The sequence below is a fragment of the Kitasatospora xanthocidica genome (genome assembly GCF_014656195.1).
In the GTDB taxonomy this organism is placed as follows: Bacteria; Actinomycetota; Actinomycetes; order Streptomycetales; family Streptomycetaceae; genus Kitasatospora; species Kitasatospora xanthocidica.
In genome coordinates this window covers 124,301-139,802 of sequence record NZ_BNBY01000018.1, presented here as the reverse complement: position 1 = coordinate 139,802, position 15,502 = coordinate 124,301, and the positions used below count along the sequence as shown (strand labels likewise).

Annotated in this window: 19 protein-coding genes; 9 read left to right on the top strand and 10 right to left on the bottom strand. The window is 73.0% G+C overall.

Going from position 1 to position 15,502, the window contains the following annotated elements; translation table 11 throughout:
• Positions 1-13 precede the first annotated feature (13 nt).
• From IE332_RS27255 to IE332_RS27245, 3 genes are all read right to left on the bottom strand, one after another.
• Entirely contained in the window at positions 14-1,237 is a 1,224-nt protein-coding gene (locus tag IE332_RS27255; RefSeq protein ID WP_189921314.1) for an ROK family transcriptional regulator, read from the bottom strand.
• A gap of 52 nt (positions 1,238-1,289) precedes the next feature.
• Positions 1,290-2,291: a TauD/TfdA dioxygenase family protein gene (locus IE332_RS27250; RefSeq protein ID WP_189921312.1), complete on the bottom strand. Its 1,002-nt coding sequence runs from the start codon at positions 2,289-2,291 to the stop codon at positions 1,290-1,292.
• 596 nt (positions 2,292-2,887) lie between these two features.
• Positions 2,888-3,097, bottom strand: a complete 210-nt coding sequence (locus IE332_RS27245) for a hypothetical protein (protein ID WP_189921310.1) — start codon at positions 3,095-3,097, stop codon at positions 2,888-2,890.
• A 292-nt stretch (positions 3,098-3,389) separates the two neighbouring features.
• Between IE332_RS27245 and IE332_RS27240 the strand changes: the two genes are divergently transcribed.
• Positions 3,390-3,875: a cysteine/serine endopeptidase inhibitor gene (locus tag IE332_RS27240; protein ID WP_189921308.1), complete on the top strand. Its 486-nt coding sequence runs from the start codon at positions 3,390-3,392 to the stop codon at positions 3,873-3,875.
• Between the two features lie 285 nt (positions 3,876-4,160).
• Complete coding sequence (locus IE332_RS27235) at positions 4,161-4,889, top strand: hypothetical protein (RefSeq protein ID WP_189921306.1); 729 nt, start codon at positions 4,161-4,163, stop codon at positions 4,887-4,889.
• Between the two features lie 43 nt (positions 4,890-4,932).
• Here the strand turns inward: IE332_RS27235 and IE332_RS27230 are convergent, their stop codons facing one another.
• The 5 genes from IE332_RS27230 to IE332_RS27210 all read right to left on the bottom strand — a co-directional run bounded on the left by IE332_RS27230 (position 4,933) and on the right by IE332_RS27210 (position 9,042).
• Positions 4,933-6,159, bottom strand: coding sequence for a GNAT family N-acetyltransferase (locus IE332_RS27230; RefSeq protein ID WP_189921304.1), 1,227 nt, complete (start codon positions 6,157-6,159; stop codon positions 4,933-4,935).
• Between the two features lie 156 nt (positions 6,160-6,315).
• A complete protein-coding gene (locus IE332_RS27225) occupies positions 6,316-6,672 on the bottom strand; it encodes a hypothetical protein (RefSeq protein WP_189921302.1) in 357 nt (118 codons plus the stop codon).
• A gap of 5 nt (positions 6,673-6,677) precedes the next feature.
• Positions 6,678-7,214, bottom strand: a complete 537-nt coding sequence (locus tag IE332_RS27220) for an HD domain-containing protein (protein WP_189921405.1) — start codon at positions 7,212-7,214, stop codon at positions 6,678-6,680.
• Between the two features lie 53 nt (positions 7,215-7,267).
• Positions 7,268-7,786: an NUDIX domain-containing protein gene (locus tag IE332_RS27215; protein WP_189921300.1), complete on the bottom strand. Its 519-nt coding sequence runs from the start codon at positions 7,784-7,786 to the stop codon at positions 7,268-7,270.
• The gene (locus IE332_RS27210; RefSeq protein ID WP_229928945.1) at positions 7,783-9,042 is read right to left on the bottom strand and encodes a helix-turn-helix domain-containing protein; all 1,260 of its coding nucleotides are present in this window, start codon (positions 9,040-9,042) and stop codon (positions 7,783-7,785) included. The genes IE332_RS27215 and IE332_RS27210 overlap by 4 nt, the downstream gene beginning before the upstream one ends.
• A 307-nt stretch (positions 9,043-9,349) precedes the next feature.
• Between IE332_RS27210 and IE332_RS42465 the strand changes: the two genes are divergently transcribed.
• The gene (locus tag IE332_RS42465; RefSeq protein ID WP_229928944.1) at positions 9,350-9,661 is read left to right on the top strand and encodes an ATP-binding protein; all 312 of its coding nucleotides are present in this window, start codon (positions 9,350-9,352) and stop codon (positions 9,659-9,661) included.
• Between the two features lie 4 nt (positions 9,662-9,665).
• On the opposite strand, the gene IE332_RS27200 is transcribed toward IE332_RS42465, so the two are convergent.
• Positions 9,666-10,301 (bottom strand): HAD family hydrolase, encoded by a 636-nt coding sequence (locus IE332_RS27200; protein WP_189921298.1) that lies wholly within the window; start codon positions 10,299-10,301, stop codon positions 9,666-9,668.
• Between the two features lie 56 nt (positions 10,302-10,357).
• On the opposite strand from IE332_RS27200, the gene IE332_RS27195 reads away from it, so the two are divergent.
• The 6 genes from IE332_RS27195 to IE332_RS27170 all read left to right on the top strand — a co-directional run bounded on the left by IE332_RS27195 (position 10,358) and on the right by IE332_RS27170 (position 15,303).
• Positions 10,358-10,864 carry a flavoprotein gene (locus IE332_RS27195; RefSeq protein WP_189921296.1) on the top strand — a complete coding sequence of 169 codons (507 nt, stop codon included), beginning with the start codon at positions 10,358-10,360 and terminating at the stop codon, positions 10,862-10,864.
• 115 nt (positions 10,865-10,979) lie between these two features.
• On the top strand, positions 10,980-12,368 hold the full coding sequence (locus tag IE332_RS27190) for an NAD(P)/FAD-dependent oxidoreductase (protein ID WP_189921294.1): 1,389 nt from the start codon (positions 10,980-10,982) through the stop codon (positions 12,366-12,368).
• Between the two features lie 113 nt (positions 12,369-12,481).
• On the top strand, positions 12,482-13,444 hold the full coding sequence (locus IE332_RS27185) for a DUF6528 family protein (RefSeq protein WP_189921399.1): 963 nt from the start codon (positions 12,482-12,484) through the stop codon (positions 13,442-13,444).
• A 316-nt stretch (positions 13,445-13,760) separates the two neighbouring features.
• Entirely contained in the window at positions 13,761-14,072 is a 312-nt protein-coding gene (locus IE332_RS27180; RefSeq protein WP_189921292.1) for a hypothetical protein, read from the top strand.
• Entirely contained in the window at positions 14,069-14,620 is a 552-nt protein-coding gene (locus IE332_RS27175) for an acyl-CoA thioesterase (RefSeq protein WP_189921290.1), read from the top strand. Before IE332_RS27180 ends, IE332_RS27175 begins: the two co-directional genes overlap by 4 nt.
• A gap of 287 nt (positions 14,621-14,907) precedes the next feature.
• Complete coding sequence (locus IE332_RS27170) at positions 14,908-15,303, top strand: DUF2267 domain-containing protein (RefSeq protein WP_189921288.1); 396 nt, start codon at positions 14,908-14,910, stop codon at positions 15,301-15,303.
• Between the two features lie 18 nt (positions 15,304-15,321).
• On the opposite strand, the gene IE332_RS27165 is transcribed toward IE332_RS27170, so the two are convergent.
• A complete protein-coding gene (locus IE332_RS27165) occupies positions 15,322-15,495 on the bottom strand; it encodes a hypothetical protein (RefSeq protein ID WP_189921414.1) in 174 nt (57 codons plus the stop codon).
• Positions 15,496-15,502: the final 7 nt, after the last annotated feature.

Here is a 15,502-nt window from a genome sequence, read left to right as displayed (position 1 = left end):
TCAGTGGCGGTGCTCAGTGGCAATGGGCCAGGGCGTGCACCGGCCGGGCGTACAGCTCGCCGAGCACCGGGGTGCCGGCGGCCACCGCGAGCACGTCGGCACCGCGCCGCTGGGCGATCAGCAGCTCGGCGTCCCGGCGCAGGTGCGAGCGGAGGGCGAACTCGGCCCGGACGACGTTGAGGTAGCGGGGGTCGAACAGGGCGAAGGTCTCGGTGAGGACCAGCAGATCGGGGTTGACCACGTCGGCGAGCAGGGCGAGGGCGCGGCCGATGATCCGGGCGCGGTTGCGCACCAGCCGGTCCGCGACCGGGTCGCCGCGCTTCACCGCGGCGATCAGCGCGGCCCGGTCCGGCTCGGGGGTGACCCCCGCGGCGGCCGCCGCCTCGAACAGCGTGGTGTCGGAGGCGGCCACCGACAGGCAGCCGAGCCGGCCGCAGTGGCAGCGCGCGTCGCTCCGCGCGTCCGGGTCGGTGACGGTGCCGGTGACCGGGAGGTGGCCGAGGTCGCCGGTGGCCGAGGGCGGGCCCTGGTGGACCGTGCCCGCGACCGCCAGCGCCGCGTCCACCACGTGGCCGACGAACAGCTGGACCATGCTGCGGCGCGCCGCCGGGTGGCCGAACAGGATCTCGGCCTGGGTCAGCGCCCGGGCGTGGTTGTCCACCCGGACCGGCAGCCCGGTGGCGTCCTGCAGCAGCCCGCGCAGCGGCAGGTCCCGCCAGTCCAGCGGTCCGTGGCGGAGCACCAGCCCGCGCTCCGGATCGACCGAACCGCCGCAGACGGCGCCCAGCCCGACCACCGTACGACCGGCGCGCAGCGCGTCGATCAGCCGGGGCAGCCGGGCCGCGAGCGGCTTCAGCACGTCCGGCCCGGTCAGGCCCCGGTTGGCGATCTCCTTGCGGCGCAGCACCCGGCCGCGCAGGTCGAGCAGCGCGACCGTGGTGTACGGGACGCCGAAGTGCACCCCCGCGACCGCGAGTTGCTCGGTGTCCACGGCGAGCGGGAGCTGCGGACGGCCGACCGTTCCGGCCGGGACGCCCGCCAACTCCGGCCGCTCACTGAGGAGTCCGAGCCGGACCAGGTCCACGGTCTGCCGGGAGACCGCCGAGGCGCTGAGCCCGGTGAGCGAGGCGACCCGGCTGCGGGCGACCGGCCCGTGGTCGAGCACCGCGCGCAGGACGGCGGCGGCGTTGGCGTCCCGGCGGTCGTCGCCGGTGCGGAGGGGCGTGGACGTGGACATGGTCTCGGCCGCGGTCGTCTCGTCGGTGGCTGTCTCGTCGGTCGTCGGCGCGTCAGTTGGCGGTTCGGTCGGCGGCGGTTCGGTCGTCGGCGGCTCGGTCGTCGGCGGTTTCGAGCTCCTCGGCGGGCACCAGACCGGCCACCCGCGGCGGCTCGGCGGGCTCCAGCAGGCGGCTCGGGGTGCCGTCCACGCCGACCGGCAGATCGCCGTCCAGGGTGATCCGGCGCACCAGGCGCGGCTCGTCGCCGTAGTCCGCGACCGCGTAGTGCTGGGTGGCGCGGTTGTCCCAGATCGCCACGTCGCCGACCTGCCAGTCCCAGCGGACGGTGTTCTCCGGCCGCTCGACGTAGCGCTGGAAGAGGTCGATCAGCGCCTTGCCGTCGTCGCCCGAGAGGTGCTGGAGGCGCTGGGCGAAGGCGCCCAGCAGAAGGGTCTTCTCGCCCGTCACCGGGTGCACCCGGACCACCGGGTGCTCGGTCTTGAAGGCGGTGGAGACGAAGACGTCCCGGAACAGCTTGGCGACCTCGGGGTTGTTCGCCAGCTCCGGGCGCAGCGCGAGCCGGGCGGCGTAGTCGTAGTCGTTGGTGTGGACGGCGCGCAGGCTCTCGGCGAGCGTCTTCAGCGGCGCGGGCAGGTCCTGGTAGGCGGCCGCGGTGTTGGCCCAGAGGGTGCTGCCGCCGGCCGGCGGGACCTCCAGGGCGCGCAGGATCGAGGCCTTCGGGTAGGACGGGACGAAGGTGACGTCGGTGTGCCAGTTGTTGGCGCGCACGCCCTTGGTGGCGTCCAGCTCGAAGATGTAACGGCCGTCCGCGCTGGGCACGGTGGGGTGGCCCACCGGGTGGCCGAGGAGCCGGGCGAAGGCCTCCTGCCCGGCGTCGTCCAGGTGCTGCTGGCCGCGGAAGAAGAGCACCTTGTGCTCGTACAGGGCGGCCTCGACGGCGGCGACGGTCTCGGCGGAGAGGTCGCCGCCGAGGCGTATGTCGTGCACGACGGCGCCGATGCGGCCGGCGGCGGGGGTGAGGCGGAGGACGGTGGGGGAGGCGGTCGTGGTCATGGCGGAGCCCTTTCGGGAGCGTGGTGACGATGAGTGACGAGGTGTGGGTGCGCGACGGCGGGTGCGTGACGGCGTGCGGGCGCGTCAGGCGCAGGCCCGCGGCGTGTGCCCGGCGAGTGGCGCGGGAGGGACGGCCCGGTCCGGCGGACGGTCAGAACGCGAGCGCGCCGCGACAACAGCGGCGCGGGCAGCGGCGGGGAACGGGGCGGACGACGGTGTGCATCGACCCTCCTTCCGGCTCGCTGCGACTGGGTTCGGAGCTCATGGTGCTGAACCACGCGGGCTGCTGTCAATCACCATCTTGGCTGGTGGGAAAGGGTGTTGCCGCTTCGTTTCGGCCGTTTGCGGATTCTTGCGGCCCGTTGCGGCCGGTTGCGACGGATGGCGCCGGTGTGACGGCGGGATGGCGGGCGTGCTGCGGCCGGCGCCCGGCCTTGTGGCGCGGGAGCGGGGGTTACTAACGTGCGGAGCGGAAGTAATCCGGGCCGGTGCGGGAGGTTCCCGCACCGGGGCCGAGGCCTGCCCGGAGTCGTGCTGGGCGGCGGCGGTGGCTACCTACGGTGACGGTGCCAGCTCGCTGTTCGACTACCGTCCCTTCACTGCCCGAGCAGGCGGGCGAAGTCCAGGCCGAGGCTGCCGAGGACGGGCAGCGCGCCGAGGTCCGTCACGCCGCCGACCGGGATGCTGTAGCCCTGGTTCACCTCGCGGGGCGCGGCCGCGCGCGGCGCGGGTGCGGCCGTGGCGGGGGCGGCGACCGCCGGAACGAGGGCGGCGCCGAGGAGCAGGGCGGCGAGAGCGGTGCGCATGTGAGGTGACCTCCGGGACAGGCCTGCGGGTGACGGTCTGTCAACACCCTCCGTGGCGGCGCGGTCACGCATCTTCGCCCCTTCGGCCGCATTGGTAAAGATTCTTGCCTTGTGTTCATGCCAACATCGCGGAGGTCTGGACCATCCGGAGGTTGAGCGCATACGTTCCCTTTCCAAGGGTGGACATCGAGTCGCCGAACTGCCTTGCGGATTTGCCGACTTGTATCTGTCATGCCCATGACCAGCAATTCCCGGCATGTTCAGCCGGCACTGCAACCGGAGGGAACGAACCATGCGCGCCATCGGCAAGAACCTCAGGATCCTCGCGGGCGCCCCGCTCGCCGCAGCCGCTCTCATCGCCTTCACGGCCGGCACCGCCAGTGCCGCGATCCCGATCAACAAGCCCATGACCGGCAAGGCCACCTACTACACCGACTCGGGCTACGGCGCCTGCGGCACCCAGATCAACGCCTCCTCGCAGATGCTGGTCGCCGTGTCGCACACCTGGTGGACCACCGCCAACCCGAACAACGACCCGGTCTGCAAGGGCATTTCGGTCAAGGTGACCTACCAGGGCAAGACCATCACCGTCCCGGTGAAGGACCAGTGTCCCTCCTGTGACTCCACCCACATCGACCTCAGCCAGCCGGCCTTCGCCAAGCTGGCCCCGCTCGACAAGGGCGTCATCAGCGGCCTCACCTGGCAGTTCGTCAAGGCCGGCCTGAAGGGCGAGACCGTCGAACTCTCCGCCCCGATCACCGGCTCCACCATCGGCTGACACCGGCGGTGCCCAACCGGCCGTGCCCGCCCCCGTGATACGTCGGGGGCGGGCACGGCCGGTGGCCGTCGAGGGGTGAACCCGGCCTCCCGTGGCCGGTGATGCGCTGTCAGGGGCGTGACAGTCCGGTGACACGGAACGCGCCATTCCGTCGACTGTTCGTACTACCGTCGATCGTGCGCACCGCCCCGTCAGCCACTCCGGTCCCCGTACGAGAAGGGGCGGGCAAGGCGCTTGCCCTCACCCGAAGTTGGCTCACCGGCTCACCGGCTCAGGAGAAACCGCATGTCCCTCTCGACGATCCGTCGCACGACCCGCACCCGCACGCTGGCCGGCACCGTCCTGGCGGCCGCCCTGCTGCTGCCCGCCGCGACGGCCTGCTCCTCCGGTTCCTCCGGCTCCACCGCCGCCGCCGGCAGCACGACGGCCCCGGCCGCCACGGCCGGTACCACCGCTCCCGCCTCCCCGGCCGCAACCCCGGTCGCCACGCCGGGCGCGAGCGGCGCCGCCACCCCGCCCGCGGCCGGCAGCACGCCCCCGGCCGCCGCCACGCCCAGCGCGCGCCGCACCAGCACCCCGCCGCCCGCCGGCAAGGCGACCTCCCCGGCCCGCACCCAGACCCTGCCCGACGGCAGCACCGCCGAGATCCGGGAAGTCGCCCCCCAGCACTTCGTCGCCAAGATCGTCCACGGCGGAGACGTCCTCGCCACGCTGGAAGCCAAGGAGCACGACGCCGGACTCGACGCCAACGACATGTTCATCGTGCTCTCGCTGGACGGCACGGTCCACGCCTGGATGGGCGGCGCGCACGAGGGCACCGGCACCTTCAAGGTCGCGGGCGACTGGACGGTCAAGGTCACCAAGCTCGGCGAGCTCAAGTACCGCGCGGACATCCTCGGCATGGACAACGCGGTGTACGCCACGCTGGAGACCAACGGGCACGACGTCGGCGTCGACGCCAACGGCGTCTACATCGTGCTCTCGGCCGGCGGCCGGGTCAGCGCCCACGCGTGAACGACTCCCCGGCGCCGCCGGGCCGTCGGAGTGTCCAGCCGACTCAGAACCAGTGCAGACAGTGCGGCGCGCGATCGCCACGGAACAGCGCGTCGGCCAGGGCGGCCGCGCCCGGACGGTGAGCCAGCACGTGCCCGGCCCGCACCAGCGTGCCCGGGGTCGTCCCACCCAGGTAGACCGCACCCAAGTCGCGGATGTCCAAGGACAGATCGGGCTCCCGCTCGGTCACGACGCACTCGGCCTTGCCGTCCCGGACGGTCAGCAGGTAGCGGCCGTGCTCCCCGAGGAACGGGTCGTCCACGTCCAGCACGAGCTCCCCGTCGGCGAACCACCCGCGCGAGGTCAGCGCACGCGGCACGTCCAGCAGCCGCACCCAGAGCCAGTCGGTGTCGCCGCTCAGCTGGCCGGCACGGAAGTCCGAGAGCTGCCAGCGCAGCGGATGCTCGGGCGCGACATGCTTGAACACCACCTTCGTGACCAGGTCGTGGTCGAGCAGGAACCGGGCCAGAGCCGTGGCGACCGCGTCGTCCGTGGTGATCGTCTCGTCGACCGACAGGGTGTCATCGCCGACCGAGTAGCTGGCGTACCCGTCCGCGACACCGTCCGCATCCCGGTGCACGGCCACGTAACGCGGCGCCCGGGCGACCGGCGGCTGCCCCGCGCCCAAGGCCCACCACCGGTGCGGCCGCGACAACGCGCCCGGCTGCGCCCGGCGGTACCGGTCGTAGACCTCCTCCAGGACCTCCCCGCACTCCGACCGCCGTAGTACCTCGACCGAACCCGTCGCGGCAGCCCCAGCCGCTCCGCGCGCCGCCCGGGGGACGGCGAAGTCACCCTCCCGGCGCGACACCGTCAGCCGTTGCGTGGTGTACGTCGCCGGCCCGTAGCCGAACCGCCCGTAGATCCCCGCCTCGGAAGCCAGCAGGACGGACAGGAACTCCCCCCGCTCCCGCAGCTCCGCGAGCTGATGCCGCATCATCGCCGTGAGCACGCCCCGACGCCGGTGCGACGGCAGCACACCGACACAACTGATGCCCGCCACCGGGACGACGACCTCCCCGGGCAGGGTGAGCTCGAAGGAGTACGCGGAGGCGGTACCCACCGGCTTCCCGCCCGGCGCGACGGCCAGCAGCGCACGGTCCATCTCCAGCGCCGACCACCACAACCCACCGCCGTCCTCGGCCGGAGTCTCCGGGAAACGCCCGAACGCGGCATGGACGGTGTCGACGAAGACCCCGAGATCCTGGTCGGTGGTGGAACGAATCTCCATCGCTTGTGCCGCCTCCCCTGCAACCCGGCACCACGACCTGCGGCACCTGCGCCACAGTCCAGCCCTGCGCCCGCCCCGGTCAACCGATTTACGGCCGGGGACCGGTTCTCCGTGCTCGCCCCTGCGGAGCCGCAGGGGCGAGCACGGAGAACCGCCTCAGACCTGCCGCTCGATGGTTTCGAAGATGTCGGCGTCAGTCTCCTGCTGCCACTTGGGCAGGTCGTCCCAGTCGGCGACGTAGCCGGGCTTGGGGTCGTCGATGTGCTTGTGGATCTGGGCGATCCAGCAGGTGGCGACGAAGCGGCCCTTCTGCTCCCGGGTCAGCTTCGCGGTGGCGCCGGCACTGACGGCCACGAAGTCTCGGACCTGCCCGAACACGGCGGCTGCGGAAGCCCGTTCCCAGTCGGGCGTGTCCGACCAGGGGGCGACGTAGCCGGGCTTCGGCTCGCCCGGGAAGTGTTTGAGCACCCCGGCGATCCACGCCTCACGGAAGATCCGGCCGTCCTCGGTCATGACTGTCACCCTTCGGTCGGGAGGTACACCTTCTGCCACTCCAACGACGTCATCGTCAAGGCGGCTTCGGCCAGTTGGCGGGCGGACTCGGTCTTCAGCCCGGCCAGGCTGCTGTCGATCCACGGCTGGATGTTGCGGTAGCCCTGCTCGCGGTACTCGACGGCCTGGAGCAGGCACTCCAGCTTGTCGGCGTCGTGCGCGACGACGACCTCGAGGGAGTCGGCGTTCTCGTACTCCGCGACGACCCGCTGGACGCCCTCGGCGACGGCCGGGTGCGCGGCGCTGACCTGGTCGGCGGTCACCCGCTCGTTGGAGGCGGCGGTGAGGTAGCGGCGCCCGATGTGCGGGATGTCGCCGATCCGGGTCTCCTGGGTGTCATGGAAGAGGCAGAGCAGCGCGACCTTGGCCGGGTCGGCGCCCTCCATCATCGCGAGCACCGCCCCGACGACGCCGGCACGGAACGAGTGTTCGGCAATCGTCTCCGGATCCTTCACCCCGGCTATCCACCAGCCGGACCGCTTCGCGCGCTTGAGCATCCCCATTTCGAGGAGATAGCCGGCGGTGCCCTTCGCCTGAGTGTCGTCGTCGGATCGGTTCAAATCTGCCACGGCTCTGCTCCGTTGTGTAGATAGCGGGTCTGGCCGTCGGCGAGTGCTCGCAGCGCGGCCTGGAGGCGGGCGCGTTGGCGGGGCCGGAGTCGGGCGGCTGCCTCGGGGCCCGGGAGGAAGAGGGCTTCGGAGAGTTCGTCGTCGTGCGGGCGGAGGGTGGCGGCGATCGTGGGGGAGAGGGTGCCGGCGTCGAAGATGAAGGCGAGCTGGTCGTCCCAAGGCCCGTGCGGCGCAACCCAGTCCACGACGAGGAGGTGGCGGACGGTGATGGTGAGACCCAGTTCCTCTCTCAGCTCGCGAACGGCGGCACGGTCGGGCGGCTCGTCGGCTTCGGCCATGCCGCCGGGTAGGTCCCAGCCCTCCTTGTAGGTCGGGTTGACGGTGAGGACGCGGCCGCGATCGTCACGCAGGATGACGTCGGCGGAGACGCGCTTGCGGGCCTGTTTCGCGTTGCCCTCGGCGAGGTAGGCGTTCCAGGCATCGGCGTCGGTGGGTACGGGCCTCACGATGAACCTCCCCGTGGCTCCGGGATGATGTCGGCGAGCAGGAGCAGTCGCGTCCTGCTCGCTTCATCGAATCGTGCCAGGTATCCCCGCACGGGGGCGTAGTCATGGTGCCTGCGGAGTAGTCCGGCGAGATCGGCGAGTTGGTCGACGACCCGTACGGATCCGAGGGTGGGGCTGGTGGCGAGGAGGTCGGTGCCGACCGACACCGCAGCGTCCAGGTTGCCGCACTGGACGTGGGCGCGGGCAAGGGAGATCCGACTGAAGGCCAGCGAACGCGTGCGGCCCTCCTCGCGGAGGGCTACTGCCTGCTCGGCAGATCGGAGGGCGTCGGCGTGCCGTCCGAGGTCTGCGAAGACCAGCGTTGAATCGCCGGCGAGGGTTGCGAGGTCGAACGGGCTCAACCACGGGTGCGACTCGTCGGCCCGGACGGTGAGGGCTGCTCGGGCGAGATCGAGTGAGCGGACGGCGGAGCCGGATTGGCCGGAGGCGGCGAGCGCCCGGGCCAGTGCGGCGTGCAGGCGGGCCACCAGATTCGGCAGGTGAGGGCCTTGGCGGGCAAGGCCGATGCCGGCCGTCGCCCAGTGGGCGGCCGTGGACGGATCGCCGTCCTGGAGGGCCAGGTGGCTGGTGCTGGCGGCGACGTGGGCAGCCAGCGACGGGTCGCCCGCTGCTTTCGCGAGCGCGAACGCCCTGGTGAAGTGGTGCGCGGCGATCTCGTCACGGCCCGAGTCGTGCGCCATCCACCCGGCCATCTCGGTGAGCGCTGCGGCGGTGGCGAACACCCGAGGACTACTGCCGACGTCGACCAGGCGGGGGGCCACGTGACCGGACAGGTGTCGGAGGACTGCGGAATAGAGCCGACCGCCTCCGGTCTGCCGGTCGGCGGCGCGGAAGGCCTCCAGAGCGGTGAGGTCGTCGGCCGCAGGGTGGCAGGAGACGGGCGCTGGTGGCCCGGACGGGGAGATCGGTGGTTCCCAGGGCCGTCGGGCGAGGCCGAGGAGACGGCCGGGGATGTGGAGCGCGTCGGAGATCTGCTCGAACATCGCAAGCTTCTCCACACGGGTCTTGCCGTTCAGGTAGTCGTAGAGCCTGCCTTGGGTGATGTCGACGGTCGCGGCCAGACGACGGGTGCTGACGCCGCGGGAGTTCAGGAGGCGGAATACGGTTCCCATGTCGCGAGCCGCACACGCTGCCAGGAAGCGCTGGTTGTCGAGGAGGCCCGCGATGATCTGACGCGGGTCCGGATGACGGTCCACTGCTCGCTCCCTCGGATGCGGGACTCGATCCTACGGCCACGGAGAGTCCGGTGACTCCGACTCGGAGTCACCGGATCGGAGTCCTTGGAGTGGGGCGGCAGTGGGTTGGGTGAGCGGCGAGGCCCCCGATCCCACTGAGGAGCAACCTGTGACGAGTCAACCCGTCGAGCCGAAACGTGTAGTGGCCCGCTGTCCCCTGCGGGTCCTGCCGGTTGCACCTCCAGGCCGGAAGCCCCTCCCGGCTACGGCTCTCCTGCCGTATCTGCCCTCGTCGGCGGCTGCGGCCCGGCGGGTGGTGCGGGAGAAGTTGAGTGAATGGGAACTGCCGGAGCTGGTGGACACGGCGGAACTGATTGTCAGTGAGCTGGTGGCGAACGCGGTGAAGACGGGGTGTCTGACGCGGATGACCGTCTCCGTCCGCCGTGTCACGGACCGGACGGTGCGGGTGGCGGTGCGGGACGGCTCTCGGACGTTGCCGGTGCTGATGGTTGCGGGGTGTGACGAGGAGGGGCATCGGGGGTTGGCGTTGATCCACGCGCTCACCCGGGGGCGTTGGGGGGTGGCGGTGGAGTCCTTCGGGAAGGTGGTGCACGCCGATCTCGGGGTGGGGCGGCTGTGACGGTCTACGGTGTGGCGGCGGTGAGGAGGTCGGCGAGGGTGGTGAGGGAGTCGACGGTCCAATCCGCTTCGGGGGCCTGGGCGGTGAGGCCGATGTGGCCTCGGCGGAGGTGGGCGGTGCGGAGACCCATTTTGCGGGCGGGGGTGATGTCGTTGGCGGGGTGGTCGCCGACGTAGAGGATCTCGTGCGGTGCGCCGGGGGCCCAGGTGAGGATGCGGTCGAAGAAGCCCGCCGACGGTTTGGAGACGCCCCACTCGGCGGAGGTGGCGATGGCGTCGGCGGGTACCGCCAGGCCGGTGAGCAGGCCGGAGACGGCGGCGGGCTGGTTGCCCGCGATGCCGACCCACAGACCCGCCTCGCGCAGGCGGCGGAGGGCGGGGCGGACGTCGGGGTAGAGGTCGGTCTCGTCGAGGTGTTCGCCGTGGCCGGCGGCCCGGCGGGCGCGCCATTCGGCGGCGATGTCGGCGCCCGGGCGGAGGATGCGGATGGCGTCGGCGTTGTCGCGGCCCTGGGCCACCACGGCACCGACGAGGGCGGACATGAGGTGGGGTGAGACGCCGAGCCAGCGAGCCCAGTCGGACCAGTAGCGGTCGTCGGAGATGAGCGTCTCGCCGATGTCGAAGACCACGGAGCGCACCATGCGGGCAGCTTACTGTTCTGGGATCCGCAGGTGGGTCGGGAGAGGGGAATCCAGGGGTGTCGGAAGTGCGGAAGCCGGTGCTGTACGTCGTGGTGTGCGCGGCCGGAGTGGCCGGTGGGGTGGGGGAGTTGGTCGCGGCCGCGCAGGAGCGGGGCTGGGACGTGGGGGTGGTGGCGACGCCGAACGCGATGGGGTTCATCGACGCCGATGCGATCACGGCGCAGACGGGGTTTCCGATCCGGTCCGCGTGGCGGAAGCCGGGCGACCCGCGGCCGCTGCCGGATCCGGACGCGATCGTGGTCTCCCCGGCGACGTTCAACACGATCAACAAGTGGGTCCTGGGCATCTCGGACACGCTCGCGCTCGGCATCCTCTGCGAGTCGTACGGCTGGGGCGTCCCGGTGGCGGTGCAGCCCTGCCTGAGCCCGGCGCAGGCGGCGCACCCCGCGTACGAGGAGAGCCTGGCGAAGCTGCGGCGGATGGGGGTGCGGGTCGCGGACTTCGTGCCGGGGTCGTACAGCTGGACGCGGGCGCTGGACCTGCTGGGGGCTGAGAGGGACTGACGGGGACTGACAGGGTGGCTGGTCGCGGCCGGCGATCCTGGCAGTGTGGAGGGTGGTTCGGGCCGATCGGCCGGGGTAGCGTCCGGGCAGGTCAGCGAGGGTGTGGGAGGTTCCGGTGGCGGCGGTCAACGGCGAGGTGTCGTTCTGGTACGCGGCGAGTGGGGTGCCGGAGCCGGGCCCCGCGCTGCCGGGAGACCGGGACGTCGACGTCTGTGTCGTCGGCGGCGGGTACACCGGCCTCTGGGCCGCCTACTACCTGAAGAAGGCCGACCCCTCGCTGCGGATCGCCCTGCTGGAACAGCGGTTCTGCGGCTACGGCGCCTCCGGGCGCAACGGCGGCTGGCTGTACAACGGCTTCGCGGGCCGCGGGGCGTTCGCCAAGCGGTACGGGCAGGGGCGTGCGGCGGCGATGCAGCGGATGATGGACGACGCGGTCGGGGAGGTCGTGGACATCGCCGCGGCCGAGCGGATCGACGCGGACGTGGTGCGCGGCGGCGTCCTCGAAGTGGCGCGCAGCAAGCCGCAGTTGGAGCGGCTGCGGGCCTTCGTCGAGGGCGAGCGGGCGTACGGCGAGGGCCGGGTGGAGCTGCTGGGAGCCGGGGAGGCGGGCGACCGGATCGCCGTGGCCGGCACCCTCGGCGGCTGCTGGAGCCCGTACGGCGCCCGCGTCCAGCCGGCGAAGCTGGTCCGCGGCCTGGCCCGGGTGGTGCGGGAGCTCGGCGTCGAGGTGTACGAGGGCACGACCGTCACCGCGATCCTCCCGGGCAGCGCCTACCGCAAGCCGCGGGCCGTGACCCCGCTCGGCACCGTCACCGCCGACCGGGTGCTGCGCGCCACCGAGGGGTTCACCGCCGGGCTGCGCGGGGAGAAGCGCACCTGGCTGCCGATGAACTCCGCGATGGTCGCCACCGAGCCGCTGCCCGCCGGGTTCTGGGCGGACGCGGGCTGGCAGGGCCGGGAGGTGCTGGGCGACTTCGCGCACGCCTACATGTACGCGCAGCGCACCGCCGACGACCGGATCGCGCTCGGCGGGCGGGGCGTGCCGTACCGCTTCGGCTCGCGGACGGACTCGGACGGCTCCACCCAGGTGGAGACGGTGCGCCAGCTGCGCGCGATCCTGAACCGCTTCTTCCCCGCCGCCGCGCACGCCCGGATCGACCACGCCTGGGCGGGCGTGCTCGGCGTCCCCCGGGACTGGTGCGCCACCGTGGAGCTGGACCGGGTGACCGGGCTCGGCTGGGCGGGCGGGTACGTCGGCAGCGGGGTGACCACGACCAACCTGGCCGGGCGGACCTTGCGCGACCTGGTCCTCGGCCACGACACCGAGCTGACCCGGCTGCCCTGGGTGGGGCACACCGTACGGCGCTGGGAGCCGGAACCGCTGCGCTGGCTCGGGGTGCAGGCGATGTACGCCGCGTACCACGCCGCCGACCGGCAGGAGGCGGCCGGGCGGGCGACCACCTCGCCGATCGCCCGGGTCGCGGACCTGGTGGCCGGGCGGTAGGCGCGCGGGCCCGGGGGGTCCGTCGCACGTCCGGACCACCCCCCGGACGGAGCGCGGCCGTTCGGCGGTGCCGTCGTGCGGGGGCGCCCCGCGGCCCGCACCGTGGGGGCGTGATGCGGAGAACCCTGCCGGCCCTGTGCCTCGCCCTGCTGCTCTGCGCGCCCGCCGCCCTGGCGGAGGCGCGCTCGCCCGGCCGGCAGGTCGCCGTCGTCGACCAGGCCTCCCGCCGGGTGCTGGTGCTGCAGAGCGCCGAGGGGCTGACGGCCTACCGCGGCCCGGACCGGTTGCCGGTGATCTGGAGCTGGAGTGCCGACCGGGCACCGGAGTTGGCGGACCTCGCGCCCGCGCGCAGCTGGACGGACCCGGACGAGGTGAAGAGCCGGATCCGGCAGGGCCGCCGCTACCTGCTGACGACCGCCACCGGCGGGCTGGCCGCCGTGGTGGAGACCGCCACCGGCCGGGCCCGCTGGGCGGCGGACCTGGGGCCGGCCGCCAACCCGCACAGCATCGAGCTGCTGCCGGACGGCAACGTCGCCGTCGCCGCGAGCACCGGCGGCTGGGTGCGGCTGTACGCGGCCTCGCAGGGCCCGCGCGCCGCCGGGTACGCGGAGGTCCTGCTGCCGGACGCGCACGGCGTGCACTGGGACGCGCGGACCGGGCTGCTCTGGGCGCTCGGCGCCACCACGCTGACCGCGCTGCGGGTCGGCGGCACCCCGGCCGCGCCCACCCTGACCGTCGCCCGGAGCACCTCGCTGCCGGACCGGGGCGGCCACGACCTGGCGCCCGTGCTGGCCTCGCCCGGGCGGTTCTGGGTGAGCACGCTGGCCGGCCTGTGGAGCTACGACCCGTCCGAGGACCGCTTCACCCGCGTCCGGCTGGCCGACCGGGCGGCCGAACGGGACGTCAAGAGCGTCGGCGACGAACCCGGCCGCACCGGCCGCCTGCTCACCGTGACCCCCGCACACACCGCCCCCTGCGACTGGTGCACTGGGGCGATCACCCTGCACCGGCCGGAGGGCACCCGGGCGCTGCCCGGGACGCACCTGTACAAGGCGCGCTGGTGGGGAGCCTTCTAGGGCCGGTCCTCGCGGCCCGCGGCCGCCGAGCGGGTCCCCGGACGGCCGATACCAGATCCGGGCCCGCCGGTAGTTGATCTTGGGCGTCGAGTCGGTGATATCACCCGAATTGCGGACAGCGTTCGGCTGATGGGGCATATTGTGTACCCCGGCAAACTACTCCGATGGAAGTCAGTTTCCCGTCGCGGTCCGAAAACGATCTGCCGACCCCCGTCGACTGGGATAGCGTCGAAGGCGTCGGGGGGCCGACACCGATCCGGTGTATTCGAACGCTAGCTACCTGGCCGTAAAGGCCGATTGAGTCCTGGAGAAAAACATGCGGAATTTCCCCGAGGAAAACCGACCGGACACCCTGGACGATCTGCAGCTCGCGGTGGACTCGCTGGCCGCGTTCCCGTCCCGGAACGCGGCCGGCGGGGCGGTCGTGACCGAGCGGCTCGCGGCCGTCGCCGAGCTGTGCCGGTCGGTCGACGCGGTGCTCGACAGCCTGGTCGTCCAGGCGGCGGCGGAGGCCGCCGAGGAGGGCTGGACCGCGGCCCGGATGGCGGCCGAACACTCCGCCTACTACGCCAGGTTGCAGCGTGCGCTGCTCCCCGCGGTGGCCGGCGCCGGGCTGACGCAGCAGTGAGCGCGGCCTACCTGGGCGCGCACGTGCTGGCCTGCCCGACCCGGTGGAGCGACGTCGACGAGAACGGGCACATCAACAACGTCCGGCTGGTCGGCTACGTCCAGGAGGGGATTTACGACCTGTTCCGCCACCACGCGACCGCCGTCCGGGAATCGCTGTTTTCCGCCGGATTCATTATCGCGCGGCACGAGATCGATTATCTGGAGCAGTTGCACCACCACCCCGACCCATTGTCGGTACGGCTCACCGTGGAACGGCTCGGACGGAGTTCCGCGCATGTCGAGGTGAATGTCTGCCGGGACGCGCTGACGTTTATGCGGGCGCGGACCGTGGTGGTCGCCCGGGACCGCGAATCCGGGCGTTCGCGCGCCCTCAGCCCGGACGAGCGGAGCTTTCTCTCGGCGTTTATGCCGGACCCGGCGCGGGCCGAGGGCTCCCGGACCACCGCGACGGCGACGGCGCCGGCGCAGCGGGTGGTGCCCGGAGTGGTCGGCAGGGGCGCGCCCTCGCGGCGCCCGCGCCGGCGGTGCCGCGCCTCGGTGGGCTGAGCGCCCCCGTACGGCGGGAGCGCCCGAGCGGCGCCCGTTCCCGGGGCGGTGCCCCCGGGCCGGCGGCGTGATCGACAACGGCGTCGATCCGCCAGGCCGGATCCCCGGCGCCCGGCCGGGCCCGATGGCATCGGGCCGGTTCCCGGGGCGCCGGGCCGAGTTACGCTGAGCAGCACGGGCACCGACACGTCCCACGCCGGTCACGGGCTGCGGACGTCACCTCCCGGCCCAGGGGGTGCGGGCCGCCGACGGTCCTGCCGGGCCCCGGCGACCCTGAGGAGGACGCGATGACCATCTCCTGGGAGGACTTCCGCGCCCGCGTCGTGGAGCGCGGCGAGTACCGGGGCGAGGCGGAGGCGGACCACGCCACCCGGGTCGTGCTCGCCCTGCTCGGGGAGCACCTGGTGGGGGCCGACCGGGGCGAGATCGCGGACGCGCTGCCCGAGACGTACGCCTCGCTGCTGCGCGACGCCCGGCCCGCGGCCGAGCCGCTGACCGCCGAGCGCTTCGTCCTGGGCGTGGTCGGGTGGATCGACGGGGCGACCCCGGCGACGGCGCAGTGGGACATCGGGGCGGTGCTCAGCACCGTGGCCGACCTGGTGCCCGGGGACCTGCTCGACCGGGTGATCGAGCAGCTTCCGGAGGGCTACGACCTGCTGTTCGGGCACCCCACCTCGGTCTGACGGGCGCCGGACCCGCTGCTACCGGGTGGCCCGCGGCCGTCCGGTGGTGGCCCGGAACAGCTCCGCGCCCAGCCACAGTTCGGCCTGCGGGGTGCCGTCGGGCTCGGCCCCGGTGAGCGCGGGGATGGCGGTGGCCGAGCCCCAGGCGTACCGGCGGACGGGGTTGCGGAGCGGGGCGAAGGGAGGCGGCACGGTGGCT

Coding starts and splice junctions, on each gene's coding strand:
- IE332_RS27230 (WP_189921304.1), bottom strand. CDS start 6,159: ATGGAGATTCGTTCCACCACCGACCAGGATCTCGGGGTCTTCGTCGAC.
- IE332_RS27220 (WP_189921405.1), bottom strand. CDS start 7,214: ATGGGGATGCTCAAGCGCGCGAAGCGGTCCGGCTGGTGGATAGCCGGG.
- IE332_RS27245 (WP_189921310.1), bottom strand. CDS start 3,097: ATGCGCACCGCTCTCGCCGCCCTGCTCCTCGGCGCCGCCCTCGTTCCG.
- IE332_RS27180 (WP_189921292.1), top strand. CDS start 13,761: ATGCGGAATTTCCCCGAGGAAAACCGACCGGACACCCTGGACGATCTG.
- IE332_RS27225 (WP_189921302.1), bottom strand. CDS start 6,672: ATGACCGAGGACGGCCGGATCTTCCGTGAGGCGTGGATCGCCGGGGTG.
- IE332_RS27250 (WP_189921312.1), bottom strand. CDS start 2,291: ATGACCACGACCGCCTCCCCCACCGTCCTCCGCCTCACCCCCGCCGCC.
- IE332_RS27200 (WP_189921298.1), bottom strand. CDS start 10,301: ATGGTGCGCTCCGTGGTCTTCGACATCGGCGAGACGCTCATCTCCGAC.
- IE332_RS27235 (WP_189921306.1), top strand. CDS start 4,161: ATGTCCCTCTCGACGATCCGTCGCACGACCCGCACCCGCACGCTGGCC.
- IE332_RS27255 (WP_189921314.1), bottom strand. CDS start 1,237: ATGTCCACGTCCACGCCCCTCCGCACCGGCGACGACCGCCGGGACGCC.
- IE332_RS27185 (WP_189921399.1), top strand. CDS start 12,482: ATGCGGAGAACCCTGCCGGCCCTGTGCCTCGCCCTGCTGCTCTGCGCG.
- IE332_RS27170 (WP_189921288.1), top strand. CDS start 14,908: ATGACCATCTCCTGGGAGGACTTCCGCGCCCGCGTCGTGGAGCGCGGC.
- IE332_RS27240 (WP_189921308.1), top strand. CDS start 3,390: ATGCGCGCCATCGGCAAGAACCTCAGGATCCTCGCGGGCGCCCCGCTC.